The sequence below is a fragment of the Ruegeria sp. CDSC052 genome (assembly GCF_059610685.1).
This window is the reverse complement of record NZ_JBXWOB010000001.1, coordinates 356,681-369,797: the sequence shown is the minus strand read 5'-3', so window position 1 is coordinate 369,797 and position 13,117 is coordinate 356,681. Positions and strand designations below refer to the sequence as shown.

The 13,117-nt window shown below is 55.3% G+C and carries 15 protein-coding genes; 10 read left to right on the top strand and 5 right to left on the bottom strand.

The features are described from left to right. Nucleotides 1-50 precede the first annotated feature (50 nt). The 3 genes from gap (AC2FIM_RS01850) (at nt 51) to gap (AC2FIM_RS01840) (ending at nt 2,354) form a co-directional block, all read left to right on the top strand. Nucleotides 51-1,052, top strand: coding sequence for a type I glyceraldehyde-3-phosphate dehydrogenase (gap, locus tag AC2FIM_RS01850; protein ID WP_142634017.1), 1,002 nt, complete (start codon nt 51-53; stop codon nt 1,050-1,052). Between the two features lie 71 nt (nt 1,053-1,123). Further along, a complete protein-coding gene (locus tag AC2FIM_RS01845) occupies nt 1,124-1,267 on the top strand; it encodes a hypothetical protein (protein WP_185956611.1) in 144 nt (47 codons plus the stop codon). Nucleotides 1,268-1,349: 82 nt separating this feature from the next. Continuing rightward, nucleotides 1,350-2,354 (top strand): type I glyceraldehyde-3-phosphate dehydrogenase, encoded by a 1,005-nt coding sequence (gene gap / locus AC2FIM_RS01840; RefSeq protein ID WP_142634019.1) that lies wholly within the window; start codon nt 1,350-1,352, stop codon nt 2,352-2,354. On the opposite strand, the gene coaD is transcribed toward gap (AC2FIM_RS01840), so the two are convergent. The 3 genes from coaD to AC2FIM_RS01825 all read right to left on the bottom strand — a co-directional run bounded on the left by coaD (nt 2,346) and on the right by AC2FIM_RS01825 (nt 4,323). Further along, the gene (coaD, locus tag AC2FIM_RS01835) at nt 2,346-2,837 is read right to left on the bottom strand and encodes a pantetheine-phosphate adenylyltransferase (protein WP_142634021.1); all 492 of its coding nucleotides are present in this window, start codon (nt 2,835-2,837) and stop codon (nt 2,346-2,348) included. The two genes, gap (AC2FIM_RS01840) and coaD, sit on opposite strands and share 9 nt — an antisense overlap. Nucleotides 2,838-2,922: 85 nt before the next feature. After that, nucleotides 2,923-3,360, bottom strand: a complete 438-nt coding sequence (locus tag AC2FIM_RS01830) for a CBS domain-containing protein (RefSeq protein ID WP_142634023.1) — start codon at nt 3,358-3,360, stop codon at nt 2,923-2,925. 60 nt (nt 3,361-3,420) lie between these two features. Continuing rightward, a complete protein-coding gene (locus AC2FIM_RS01825) occupies nt 3,421-4,323 on the bottom strand; it encodes a LysR family transcriptional regulator (protein WP_142634025.1) in 903 nt (300 codons plus the stop codon). Nucleotides 4,324-4,424: 101 nt separating this feature from the next. On the opposite strand from AC2FIM_RS01825, the gene AC2FIM_RS01820 reads away from it, so the two are divergent. Both AC2FIM_RS01820 and AC2FIM_RS01815 read left to right on the top strand, forming a co-directional pair. Then, nucleotides 4,425-5,924: a CoA-acylating methylmalonate-semialdehyde dehydrogenase gene (locus AC2FIM_RS01820; protein WP_142634027.1), complete on the top strand. Its 1,500-nt coding sequence runs from the start codon at nt 4,425-4,427 to the stop codon at nt 5,922-5,924. A gap of 201 nt (nt 5,925-6,125) precedes the next feature. Beyond that, nucleotides 6,126-6,713, top strand: coding sequence for a L,D-transpeptidase (locus AC2FIM_RS01815; RefSeq protein WP_271946907.1), 588 nt, complete (start codon nt 6,126-6,128; stop codon nt 6,711-6,713). A gap of 55 nt (nt 6,714-6,768) precedes the next feature. Here AC2FIM_RS01815 and AC2FIM_RS01810 read toward each other — a convergent pair whose 3' ends face one another. Beyond that, nucleotides 6,769-7,245 carry a fasciclin domain-containing protein gene (locus AC2FIM_RS01810; RefSeq protein WP_142634031.1) on the bottom strand — a complete coding sequence of 159 codons (477 nt, stop codon included), beginning with the start codon at nt 7,243-7,245 and terminating at the stop codon, nt 6,769-6,771. A gap of 77 nt (nt 7,246-7,322) precedes the next feature. Continuing rightward, a complete protein-coding gene (locus tag AC2FIM_RS01805; protein WP_496700234.1) occupies nt 7,323-8,168 on the bottom strand; it encodes a class I SAM-dependent methyltransferase in 846 nt (281 codons plus the stop codon). A 144-nt stretch (nt 8,169-8,312) separates the two neighbouring features. On the opposite strand from AC2FIM_RS01805, the gene AC2FIM_RS01800 reads away from it, so the two are divergent. From AC2FIM_RS01800 to AC2FIM_RS01780, 5 genes are all read left to right on the top strand, one after another. Further along, nucleotides 8,313-9,428, top strand: coding sequence for a carboxylate-amine ligase (locus AC2FIM_RS01800; RefSeq protein WP_142634035.1), 1,116 nt, complete (start codon nt 8,313-8,315; stop codon nt 9,426-9,428). A 128-nt stretch (nt 9,429-9,556) separates the two neighbouring features. Then, complete coding sequence (locus AC2FIM_RS01795; protein WP_142634037.1) at nt 9,557-10,699, top strand: acyl-CoA dehydrogenase family protein; 1,143 nt, start codon at nt 9,557-9,559, stop codon at nt 10,697-10,699. A 7-nt stretch (nt 10,700-10,706) separates the two neighbouring features. Then, nucleotides 10,707-11,747: an enoyl-CoA hydratase/isomerase family protein gene (locus AC2FIM_RS01790; protein ID WP_496700941.1), complete on the top strand. Its 1,041-nt coding sequence runs from the start codon at nt 10,707-10,709 to the stop codon at nt 11,745-11,747. A gap of 3 nt (nt 11,748-11,750) precedes the next feature. Then, complete coding sequence (gene mmsB, locus AC2FIM_RS01785; protein WP_496679606.1) at nt 11,751-12,623, top strand: 3-hydroxyisobutyrate dehydrogenase; 873 nt, start codon at nt 11,751-11,753, stop codon at nt 12,621-12,623. A 94-nt stretch (nt 12,624-12,717) separates the two neighbouring features. Continuing rightward, nucleotides 12,718-13,116 carry a hypothetical protein gene (locus AC2FIM_RS01780; protein WP_496679603.1) on the top strand — a complete coding sequence of 133 codons (399 nt, stop codon included), beginning with the start codon at nt 12,718-12,720 and terminating at the stop codon, nt 13,114-13,116. The last annotated feature ends 1 nt before the right edge of the window (nt 13,117 follow it).

Below are 13,117 nucleotides of genomic sequence, written 5' to 3'. Positions count from 1 at the left end.
TCTGTGCCGCTATATGCCCCGCAGAGCAAGCGCATTTTTGGAGACGTCAGATGACCATCAAGGTCGGCATCAATGGATTTGGCCGTATCGGCCGCTGCACCCTGTCGCATATTGCGGCATCGGCCCGCAACGACATCGAAGTGATCAAGGTCAACGCAACCGGCCCATTGGAGACTACCGCCCACCTGCTGAAATACGACAGCATCCACGGCCGCTTTCCCCGCGATGTTTCGATCGAAGGCAACACCATGGATTTGGGCCGCGGCCCAATGGAGGTGTTCTCGACTTACGATATGAACGAGCTTGATTGGGAAGGTTGTGACGTCGTTTTGGAATGCACCGGAAAATTCAACGATGGCCTGAAAGCCAAAACGCATCTGGAACGCGGTGCTCAGAAGGTTCTTTTGTCTGCGCCAGGCAAGAATGTCGATAAAACCATTGTCTATGGCGTGAACCACAACAGCCTGGTTACTGAAGATAGAATGGTTTCGAATGGCTCTTGCACTACGAACTGCCTTGCTCCGCTTGCCAAGGTGCTGGACGAAGGTATCGGGATCGAACACGGTATCATGACTACGATCCATGCCTATACCGGCGACCAGCCGACACTGGATCGCCGTCATAGTGACCTGTATCGCGCGCGCGCTGCGGCAATGTCCATGATCCCAACTTCAACAGGTGCAGCCAAAGCTCTGGGCGAAGTTCTGCCGAACCTGAAGGGTCGTTTGGACGGCTCGGCTATCCGTGTACCAACACCAAACGTTTCTGCTGTCGACCTGACTTTCCATGCGGCGCGTGACGTGACTGTCGAAGATGTTAATGCCATCGTTCGTGAAGCATCACGGGGATCAATGCAGCGCGTCGTGGGCTATGAGCCTGCGCCGCTGGTCTCGACCGATTTCAATCATACCGAAGAAAGCTCGATTTTCGCACCAGACCAGACACGGGTCGTTAACAACCGCATGGTTCGTGTTCTGGCTTGGTATGACAACGAATGGGCCTTCTCGGTCCGTATGGCAGACGTCGCCGTTGCCATGGGACGGCTTAACTAAAACGCCGTAGAAATGTTGTACCTTTACACCCGCTCAGTTTATCTGGGCGGGTGTTTTCATTCGGGGCCAACATGACCAATCAAATTGCTATCTGGCTTGGCATTCTAATACTTGGCTGTCTGCTAGTCGATTACGCAATGTTCGGCTCTGAGAACCTGATCTTCCTGGGAAAGAAACTTTACACCTTCCTGGACTGGCTCGCCTTCTGGCGCTGACAGAGGTTTTTCTTGACTTTTTCCTTGATCTAGCTTTGTTAGCGCTAACTTTGCAATAACAGACACCCAGACGGAGCAGACCATGACACTCAAGTTGGCAATCAATGGATTTGGACGGATCGGGCGCGGTGTTTTGCGGGCCTTGATGGAATCTGGGCGGACCGACGTTCAGATCGTGGCCATAAACGATTTGGCCAAGCCCGAAATTAACGCGCATCTCTTTGAATTCGACAGTGTGCATGGACGTTATACAAAGCCCGTTTCCCTGACCGACGCCGGTTTGGATGTCGGTGCAGGCCCGATCCGCCTAACCAGCGAACGCGAGCCTGAGAAACTCGATTGGTCCGATATTGACGTTGTTCTCGAATGCACAGGCGTGTTTCGCACGCGCGAAGCCGCGGCGCGCCATTTTGACAACGGCGCCAAAAAAGTTCTGATTTCTGCTCCTGCCCGCGGGGATGGTGCGGTCAAAACCATCGTCTTCGGGGTAAATGACCATGAACTGACCGTCGAGGATACGATCGTTTCGAACGCATCCTGCACGACCAACTGTTTGTCACCCGTTGCTGCGGCGCTGGACGAGGGTTTGGGCATTGTCCACGGAAACATGACAACCGTTCATGCCTATACAGCCAGCCAACCAGTTCACGATACCGCCGGAAAAGACCCGTATCTGTCACGCGCGGCTGCATTGTCGATGATTCCCACCACTACGGGGGCAGCCTCAGCCGTAGGTCTCGTATTGCCCCAGTTGGCAGGTAAATTGACTGGACAGGCAATCCGTGTACCCACTCCGAACGTCTCGGTTGTGGATCTGGTGGCCGAGGTGTCGCGCCCAACAACCGAAGAAGAGGTCAACCAGTTGTTCATTGATGCCGCGGCCAATATTCGCGGTGTCCTGGCTGCGGAAAGCCGCCCACTAGTGTCGATCGACTTCAATCACGACGCACACAGTTCGACCGTCTCTTTGGCTGAAACCAAGGTGACAGACGGCACGTTGGTCCGGGTGCTGGCCTGGTACGACAATGAATGGGGCTTTTCTAACCGGATGCTGGACACGGCGGCCGCGATGGGCGCGCTATCCTAAGCGCGCACGCAGCGCGTCATTTACGCGGGGCGTGACGAAATTCGACACGTCCCCGTTCAATCGCGCGATCTCTTTCACCAGTTTCGAGGCAATCGCCTGATGGCGGGCCTCAGCCATAAGGAACACCGTCTCGATCGAGTCGTCCAAAGCGCGGTTCATACCGACCATCTGGAACTCATACTCGAAATCCGCAACAGCACGCAGGCCTCTGACAATGACCTGAGCACCTACGTCGCGGGCACAGTTGATAAGCAGGTTTTCAAAAGGATGGGCGACAATTTCAGTTCCGGTCTGTTCGGAAAGAAAGGAACATTCGGCTTCGATCATCTCGACCCGTTCTTCCAACGAAAATAACGGCCCCTTTTCCCGATTGATCGCCACCCCAATCACGAGCTTGTCAACCAGAGCGGCCGCGCGACGGATGATATCAATATGACCCAGGGTGATCGGATCAAATGTTCCGGGATACAATCCAACCCTCATTGCCGCCTCCTGCGCAACGAAATTTCTGCGCAAGCAAACATAACTTGGCTATGGGTGCAAGTAGTTGCGTCGCGTTTCTATGGGCTTAATGGCCCATGATCATGCCTTCCAATGCGTCTTTTTCCATTGCCAGTTCGGAAAGCTGTGCTTTGACAACGTCGCCTAGGGTAACAATGCCAACGAGGTTACCGTCCTCAACAACCGGCATATGGCGAAAGCGCCCTTCGGTCATCCGCGACATTATATCCTGGACAGTATCCTGTTGCGTCGCTGTCACCAGCTCGCGGGTCATATACGCGCTTACGGGTTTTGATAGGCATCCGCTGCCGCTTGCGGCCAGTTCGCGCACAATGTCACGCTCTGATAAGATGCCCGATGCGGTCTTGCCGCCGTCTTCTGATACAACCACCGTTCCGATGCGCTTTTCTGCAAGGATTCCTGCAACCTCTGAAACTGTGCGCGAAGGAGCAACTGTCACCACGCCTCCGGTGGCTTTGGATTTCAGAATGGCCTGAACAAGCATTGACGTAACCTCCGAAATAACTTCGTGTTTTCCAAAGCGTTGCCGGAATGAAATAGCCTGTCAAGGTGAAGCTTCAGCCTCAAGCCGCTCAACTTCATCGCGAATCCCTTGGGACAGGGCCTGCGCGAACCGATTCAACCGCTCGTTTCGTTGGTCACCTTGATGTCGAACCAGATGAAAACTGCGTGTCAAACTCACTTGATCAACTAATATTTTCTTCAACTTCGGGTGAAATGGCAGTGTGAAATCATGCGCAATGCAGATCCCTGATCCCTGGGAAACCTGCCGCAGTTGGACAGAGACCGAATTCGAGGCCAGCGCGACACGGTCAACACCCAGATCGACCAGATAGTCCAGTTCGCGGTCGAATATCATATCAGGTATGTATCCGATCATACGATGCCCCCCTAACGTTCTGATGGAATGAACTGCAGGGTGATCGGCAAGGTATTCCTGCGTTGCGACAAGATGAAGTTTGTAATCGGTAATTTTCTGTACAAGCAGTTTTCCAGCGGTTGGTGCACTAACGGTCACGGCCATATCGGCTTCACGGCGGGAAAGGTTGATGACGCGCGGCAAGGCCAGAATTTGTATGTCCAGATTGGGATTGGCGTCACAAATCTTGCCACACACCTGCGGCAACAAGTAGTTCGCACACCCGTCCGGTGCGCCGATCCGGATTTGCCCGCTCAACCTCTCAGATGGTTCTGCCATGGCGCCTGCTGCAGCTCGCATCGCCTCTTCGGCTTTTAGACCGTGGTCCATCAAACGCTCACCAGCCGAGGTCAGCACATATCCCTGCTGCGATTTGGTGAACAGCGGCGCATCCAGAGACGCTTCCAACCGCGCAACACGGCGTCCGACCGTAGCCGGGTCAATCCGAAGTAATCGTCCCGCCGCCGAAAGGCTTTCTTCGCGGGCTACAGCCAGAAAGACCCTCATATCATCCCAATTAGGTGTCACGCTTCACCTTTGCAATTTTGCAAAACACCTTTGGGACATTGCCTCTGTTCAAGCCATTTATGCAAGCCTATTCTGCGCGCAGACCTTCGGAGGAATTCGCAATGAACGAACTGTCCCATTTCATCAACGGTGAGAATGTCGCCGGCACGTCCGGCCGATATGATGACGTGTTCAACCCCGCTACCGGCGAGGTACAGTACAAATGCCCGATGGCAAGTGCTGCCGAGACCACAGCAGCCATTGCTAGCGCCGCAGCCGCACAACCGGCCTGGGGTGCAACGAACCCGCAAAAACGCGGGCGCGTGATGATGGCGATGGTTCACCTGATGAACCGCGACATGGACAAGCTGGCCGAAGCGCTCAGCCGCGAGCACGGCAAGACGATCCCTGACGCGAAAGGCGATCTGCAGCGCGGTCTGGAAGTGATCGAATACTGCATCGGTGCTCCGCAGATGTTGAAAGGCGAATTCACCGACAGTGCGGGCCCAGGCATCGACATGTATTCTATGCGCCAGCCTTTAGGGGTTGTGGCCTCGATCATGCCGTTCAACTTCCCGGCCATGATGCCTCTGTGGCATGTGGGCCCTGCCCTGGCCTGTGGCAACGCTGTTGTTCTGAAACCGTCCGAGCGCGATCCTTCAGTACCTTTGATGCTGGCGGAACTTTTCGTTGAGGCAGGTTTGCCCAAAGGTGTGTTCCAGGTGGTCAATGGCGACAAAGAGGCCGTGGACACCCTGTTGGACAGCGAGATCATTCAGGGCGTTTCCTTTGTGGGCTCGACCCCTATCGCGCAGTACATCTATTCGCGCGCCACGGCCAACGGCAAACGCGCGCAGTGTTTCGGCGGTGCCAAGAACCACATGATCGTCATGCCCGACGCCGATCTTGACCAGGCAGCAGATGCCCTGGTTGGCGCCGGTTTCGGCGCGGCCGGCGAACGCTGCATGGCCGTATCGGTTGCCGTCCCAGTCGGAGAGGATACCGCCGACGCGCTGATCGAAAAGCTTATTCCGCGTATCGAGAAACTGAAGGTCGGCCCCTACACTGCCGGCGATGATGTTGACATGGGACCGGTCGTGACCGGTGCTGCCAAAGAGCGCATTTTGGGACTGATCAGCTCGGGCGTGGAACAGGGCGCCAAGCTGGTTGTCGATAATCGTGACTTTAGCCTGCAAGGCTATGAGGACGGTTTCTTCGTCGGCCCGCATCTGTTCGACCACGTGACGCCCGAAATGGACATCTATAAGCAAGAGATCTTTGGTCCGGTTTTGTCGACCGTCCGCGCAGGATCGTACGAAGAAGCGATTGGCTTGGCTATGGACCACGAATACGGCAATGGCACGGCGATCTTCACCCGCGATGGAGATACCGCGCGTGACTTTGCCAGCCGGATCAATATCGGCATGGTCGGTATCAACGTTCCGATCCCGGTTCCGTTGGCCTATCACACCTTTGGCGGTTGGAAGAAATCCATGTTCGGTGACCTGAACCAGCATGGTGCGGATAGCTTCAAATTCTATACACGCACAAAAACGGTCACCGCGCGTTGGCCTTCAGGCATCAAAGAAGGCGGCGAGTTCAACTTCAAAGCCATGGACTGATCCAAACGAAAGCTGTGGATCCACAGAGCCCGGCCACCACTGGCCGGGCTTTTTCAATACACGGCCAAGTTTCGCTTGTGATGTTCGCTTCACAATAAATTCACTCAACACTCCCTAGGAAATCTGATCAGAAAAACATAAGTTACACGCAGTTCCGCGCGAGCAGTTCCTGAACCGGAGGCCAATTTGTCAGATCCCCGCATGACCCGTCGCTCTGCATTGTTAGGTGCAGCGTCTCTGTTGATGACACCTGCACTGGTGCGCGCACAAAGCAGCGCCGATGCTTTCCCACTCGACGAAGAAGCGATCAGCACACAGCTAGCTGTGCGGCGGAATGTCTCCTCATTCTCGCACCAAAATTGGCAGGATCACTTCGATCAGTTAGGTGTCGGCTGCCTGCTGGCAGATATCACAAGCCGCGCTGTACACTATTGGGGGGCTGACGGGACGTACAAACTGTACCCCAGCTCAGTCCCTATGAGCGAAGAACTCACAAGGCGTGGTTATACCGAAGTAGTACGCAAGCGCGAAAACCCAAGCTGGACTCCGACCGCCTCAATGCGCGAGCGCGACCCGAACCTGCCCATCCGAATAGAAGGTGGCGAGTCCGGAAATCCGCTGGGTACGCGGGCGATGTATCTGGGCTGGCCAGCATATCTGGTGCACGGCACGCACGATACACGCAAGATTGGACGCCAAAGTTCTTCTGGATGTATTGGCCTTTATAATCAGCATGTTGAAGAGTTATATCCGCTGGTTCAGGTTGGCACCAAGGTCAGATTGGTCTGACAGAATGCCCCGGCCATAACGGCCGGGGTTTTTGCTTGATCACGGTGGTTGCCAATTATTCCGGCAGGATCACCGCATCGACGACGTGGATCACGCCATTGCTGGCTTCGATATCGGCCTGCACAACCTTGGCGCCATTCACTTTGACGCCGTTTTTACCATTCACACTCAGGCGATCACCCTGCACGGTCAGAACTTTGGTGCGCTTGCCAGCGATGTCCCCAGACATGACTTTGGCCGGAACCACATGGTAAGTCAGGATTGCGACCAGTTGGTCTTTGTTCTCGGGCAGTAGCAGCGTTTCCACTGTCCCTTCGGGCAGTGCGGCAAAGGCCTCATCCGTGGGGGCAAAAACGGTGAACGGACCGTCCCCTTTCAGCGTATCGACCAGACCCGCCGCTTGAACCGCTGCGACCAGTGTGGTGAATGATCCGGCAGATACGGCTGTATCCACGATATCGGCGGCTTTCGCTTGAACCGGCAAGGTAAGTGCGATTGCGGCGGCGGCGCTCAGGAAAGTACGGCGAAACATATTTGAGATCTCCTATCCAGGTTGTTATGGAAAGGGGTACGGGCGTTTCGCTGCACCGGATCAATTTAGTGTCAGATTTATTTGACCTGAACCCAAATACTTTGCGCGCGCCCATCTTTCAAAAACGGTAGCGCCTCGACCGCATCCTGGCGATCCTGTTGCAAGAAGTATCCAGGCCAAAGCATTGAATATGCACTAGATTGCAACAATGCATGCAACATATATTGCTCGCCCCATCCCGGGCAATCATAGAAGAACCGCTTGGGGTATTCGTAGGGTAGAAAAACATCGTGCACATGGATCACAACGCCCGGATTTAAGGCCGGTATGATGCGACAGAACAGATGCGCGACATCATTGCTCATCCGGACAACATGGCTGGAATCGATGAACAGGATGTCACCCGCTTCAAGCTGTTCGAAGAGGGCTGGATCGACCTCTTCCAACCGTTTCTGTTCGAATTGATCGACAACATGCGCGATGTCCGCGCGCGGATAAGGATCAATCGCGGTGATTTGCGTCTGCAGCCCGCCATCCAATACAGCCTGCCGTGTCACGCGCGTTGAATTACCGCAGCCAACCTCAATCACCCGCTTGGGTTTGAAACGACGGACCATAAGATACAACGCATCCGCATCTGGGCTGTCATAATACCCGTTGCCGATCCTATACCCGGTTTGATTGCGGGACGGATCTTTCAATGCAGCCAAAGCGGCGGCATGTTCACCATATTCGGCTACCAGCTGCGAGATGTCGAAATCGGCCATTCCCGGTGACAACGAATAAGCCGGACGGGTCAGCCCGCCTGCCCTTTCGAACGCCTCCAGCCGGGCGCGCTCGTCCCGTTCCGTGACTTTGTCAATCAGCCTGACACCAAATCGGTCGAGAACGGCATTCAGCCGGGGGAATTTCCTGGGTTTCACACAAAGGCTCCGGGGTTCTTCTGAACTTTGACCCGTTCCTTACCGTTGCTAGCCCGATGACCGCAAGGACTCTGCCGGTAAACACTTGGCAAAAAGCGTATTTCCGTATTCACTGTTTCGCATAAAGCTAGAAAGAGGGCCGCCATGCAGCAGGAATACACGCTGGGCATTGAGGAAGAGTATCTTCTGGTCGACCGCGACAGCCTTGAACTTGCCCAAGCACCCGCTGCCCTGATGGAAGCCTGCCAGGCCGATTTTCAGGGCCAGGTCAGCCCTGAGTTTCTGCAGTGCCAGATCGAGGTTGGCACCCGCCCCCATGCGACGATCCGCACGGCCCGAGAAGATTTGAAACGCCTGAGGGCGGGTGTGGCGGATCGGTCCGCCGAATACAATCTGGCCCCGATTGCTGTGTCCTGCCACCCCTTTGCGGACTGGAAGAAACAGCACCACACGCGCCGAGAGCGCTATGACGCCTTGCAGCATGCCCTGGGCGGTGTCGCGCGACGGATGCTGATCTGCGGGATGCATGTGCATGTCGGTGTTGAAGAACCATCCTTGCGGGCCGACCTGATGCCGCAGCTTTCCTATTTCCTGCCGCATCTGTTGGCGCTCTCCACATCCTCGCCCTATTGGAACGGAGAGGATACCGGCCTGTCTTCCTATCGTCTTACCGTATTCGACAACCTGCCCCGCACCGGATTACCACCTGTTCTGGCAAGTTGGTCGGAATATGAACGTACGACAGGCATTCTGGTCGAACTTGGCGTGATCGAGGATACCTCGAAAATCTGGTGGGATTTGCGCCCCTCGCATCGCTTTCCAACGCTTGAAACACGCATCATGGACGTGCAGCCGAGGTTGGAACACACATTGTCGCTGGCCGCCATGGTGCAGGCGCTGGTTCGAATGTTGTGCCGTCTGAAAGACCGCAATTTGCGTTGGCGGCAATATGACAGGTTCCTGATTGGTGAAAACCGGTGGCGGGCGCAGCGTTACGGTGTCGGCGAAGGCATGATTGATTTCGGGGATCGATCCATCAAGCCCATGCCGGAACTTATGGGTGAACTGATGGGGATGCTGGCCGAAGATGCCGAAGCACTGGGCACCATGACTGAACTTGCCCGGCTACAGCAAATCGCACAAAACGGCACATCTGCCACGCGGCAACGACGTGTTCACGCCGAAGCGACGGCCAAAGGTGCGGATGCAGGCAGGGCTGTGGTTCAGCATCTGATCGAAGAATTCCATCAGGATTTATGACCTGCCTCAAAGTATGATCTAATCGTTTTCGCAATATCCCTGTCAGGAATTGCTGGGCGTGCAAAATTTCTGTAAGAATCAGGAAATAAACACTCGTTCAATTCATCCGGCGACGTGGGAGGAAACCAATGGATTTTGCACCAACCGAAGAGCAAACTGCTATCTTCGATATGGCCTATGAGTTCGGGCAGGAGCATATCGCACCCTTCGCCCGTCAATGGGAAGCAGATGGCACTATTCCCAAAGACCTTTGGCCCCGTGTAGGAGAGCTTGGTTTTGGCGGTCTCTATGTGTCCGAAGATAGTGGCGGTTCCGGTCTTAGTAGGCTGGATGCGACGATGGTGTTCGAGGCCCTTTCGATGGCTTGCCCTTCAGTCGCGGCCTTCCTGACGATCCACAACATGTGCGCCAAGATGTTGGACACATTTGCCGCGGATGAGCTGAAATCGCGGATCATGCCGGATATTCTTAACCTGAACACAGTCCTCAGCTACTGCCTGACCGAACCCGGATCAGGCTCGGACGCCGCCGCGCTGAAAACTCGCGCCGAACGCACGAACGAAGGTTATACGCTGAACGGAACAAAGGCCTTCATCTCGGGCGGCGGATACTCAGATGCTTATGTCTGTATGGTGCGCACCGGACAGGATGGTCCCAAAGGGATTTCAACCCTGTATGTCGAAGATGGCACTCCAGGTCTTAGCTTTGGCGCGCTTGAACAAAAGATGGGCTGGAAAAGCCAACCAACGGCGCAGGTTCAGTTTGACGACTGCAAAGTTCCGGCGGGCAATCTGGTGGGTACAGAAGGTGACGGATTCAAATATGCGATGATGGGCCTGGATGGCGGTCGCTTGAATATTGCCTCATGTTCTTTGGGGGCGGCACAAGCAGGTCTGAACATGACGCTTCAGTATATGTCCGAGCGTCAGGCATTCGGGAAGTCGATTGATCAGTTTCAAGCGCTGCAGTTCAGGCTTGCGGATATGGAAATAGAATTGCAGGCGGCCCGGACGTTCTTGCGTCAGGCAGCCTGGAAATTGGACACGGGCGCACCGGACGCCACCAAGTTTTGTGCAATGGCCAAGAAATTCGTGACTGAAACCGGATCAAAAGTGGTCGACCAATGCCTGCAACTGCACGGCGGTTATGGGTATCTCGCCGATTACGGTATCGAAAAGCTTGTCCGCGACTTGCGCGTTCATCAAATTCTGGAAGGCACAAACGAGATCATGCGCGTCATTGTTTCTCGTCAGATGCTTGCCCAACGCTGAGACCCCGATGTCAGATATTGAAATTCACACTACCGGCCGCGCTGGACGCATCACTCTGACACGCCCCAAGTCTTTGAACGCGCTGAGTTATGACATGTGCATGGCGATAGATACGGCCATGCGCAACTGGCGCGAGGACGAGTCAGTTGACCTGATCATACTGGACGCCGTTGGCGATAAAGCATTTTGCGCCGGGGGAGATATCGCAGAGCTTTATGATACCGGGTGCAAAGGCGACTTTGCCTATGGGCAGACTTTCTGGCGCGATGAATACAGGCTGAATGCACTGATTTTCGAATACCCCAAGCCCGTGGTCAGTTTCCTACAAGGGTTTACTATGGGTGGCGGCGTCGGAATTGGGTGCCATGGAAGCCACCGCATAGTCGGTGAAACATCTCAGATTGCCCTGCCCGAGTGCTCTATCGGTTTGGTGCCGGATGTTGGTGGCTCTCTGATGCTCGCGCTGGCTCCGGGTCGACTGGGAGAATACTTGGGCACAACAGGTCACCGAATGGGCCCTGCGGACGCCATTTATGCGGGCTTTGCCGACCATTTTATCCCCATTGAAGAATGGCCCGGCCTGATCGAACTGCTCGAAGCTTCCGGGAACACAGACCTGTTGGTCGAGCATTCCCAGACGCCACCCACAGGTAACCTTGAAAAGGTTCAGGCGGAAATCGACGTGCTTTTCAATGGCGAGGGGTTGAACGACATCCTCAACGCGTTGCGCTTCTCCGAAACCCCGTTCTCTGACGCGGCGCAAAAGTTGATGGGCCGCAACTCTCCACTATCGGTGGCTTGTACCATTGAAATGATTCATCGGCTTAAGGCGCTGGATCTGTCGATCCGAAAAGCCCTGGAGATGGAGTACCGTTTTACGGCGCGCGCCATGGAACACGGAGATTTTCTGGAAGGTATCCGCGCGCAGATCATAGACAAGGATCGCTCTCCTAATTGGCGTCACCATGGCAAACCTGTTCCCGCCGTGGATATTTCCGCAATGCTGCGGCCCCTGGGCAGCGTCGCCCTGACATTCGAGGAGGATTAAAGAATGAAAATCGGGTTTATAGGCCTTGGAAACATGGGCAATCCAATGGCAGTCAATCTTGCCAATGCCGGGCATGAAGTCGCTGGGTTTGATATGGCCGAGGTGTCGGTTTCCGGTGTTACTTTGACTGGGTCAGGGGCCGACGCTGCAAAAGACGCAGACATCGTCATCACCATGCTTCCGAATGGCCAGATACTTCGATCCGTCGCAAATGAGATCATTCCAGCGATGAATGAAGGGGCCGTCTGGGTCGATTGTTCGACAGTGGATGTCGACAGCGCCCGAGCTGTTGCCGATATGGCATTGGCTGCGGGAGTTTTGGCCGTCGACGCGCCCGTCTCGGGCGGTATCGGAGGCGCCTCGGCTGGGACGCTGACATTCATGGCAGGTGGAAGCGCCGAGGCATTCGAAAAAGCCCGGCCCTTGTTCGACATCATGGGGCAAAAGGCAGTACATTGCGGAGACGCGGGCGCGGGTCAGGCGGCCAAGATCTGCAACAACATGATTTTGGGCGTCACCATGATTGCAACCTGCGAGGCCTTCGCGCTGGCCGACAAGTTGGGGCTGGACCGGCAGAAAATGTTCGACGTTGTCAGCACCTCCTCGGGCTATAGCTGGACGATGAACGCATACTGCCCTGCCCCCGGTATCGGCCCGCAAAGCCCGGCCGACAATGGTTATCAACCCGGCTTTGCCGCCGAACTGATGTTGAAAGACCTGCGCCTCAGTCAGCAGGCGGCGGAAAGCTCGGATGCCGACACCCCAATGGGGATGATGGCGACCGAGCTGTATCAGCAATTCGTCGAAAGCGAAGATGGGCTGGGGCTGGACTTCTCGGCCATGCTTCCGCGATTTGAAAAGCGCGGTCGGAACTAGGATGCCCTTGGGCGGCTTCCTGCCCATAGGGTTGACCCCTTTCCTGCCGATGTCCATCTAATGGAGAGGTTCAGCATCGATTCTTGGGGCTACGATGACGCATAATTTGGTCAAAGCGCTTACTGTTCTTGCTCTGGTCGTGACCCCGGTGGCGGCCATGGCCGGTAACGGGAAGGGAAACGGCAAGAACAAGAATAGCAATAAGGTCATCCGCATTGCGCCTCAGGGCGGTATTGCTGCAACTGGAAACGCCGTCCACTGCCCGCCGGGTCTGGCCAAGAAAAACGTACCCTGTGTCCCTCCGGGACAGGCCAAAAAGCTGTACAGAAATGGCGAGTTTATCAATGGCGACTATCGCTGGATTGATGATCCGTTTCGGTATGGGCTGAATAGGGGAAGCTATGTCCGCGCAGGCGACTACGTGTATCGGGTCGACCCAGATACACGCAAAGTTCTGAACCTGATCGGCGCGGTTGCAGACATCCTGAACTGAC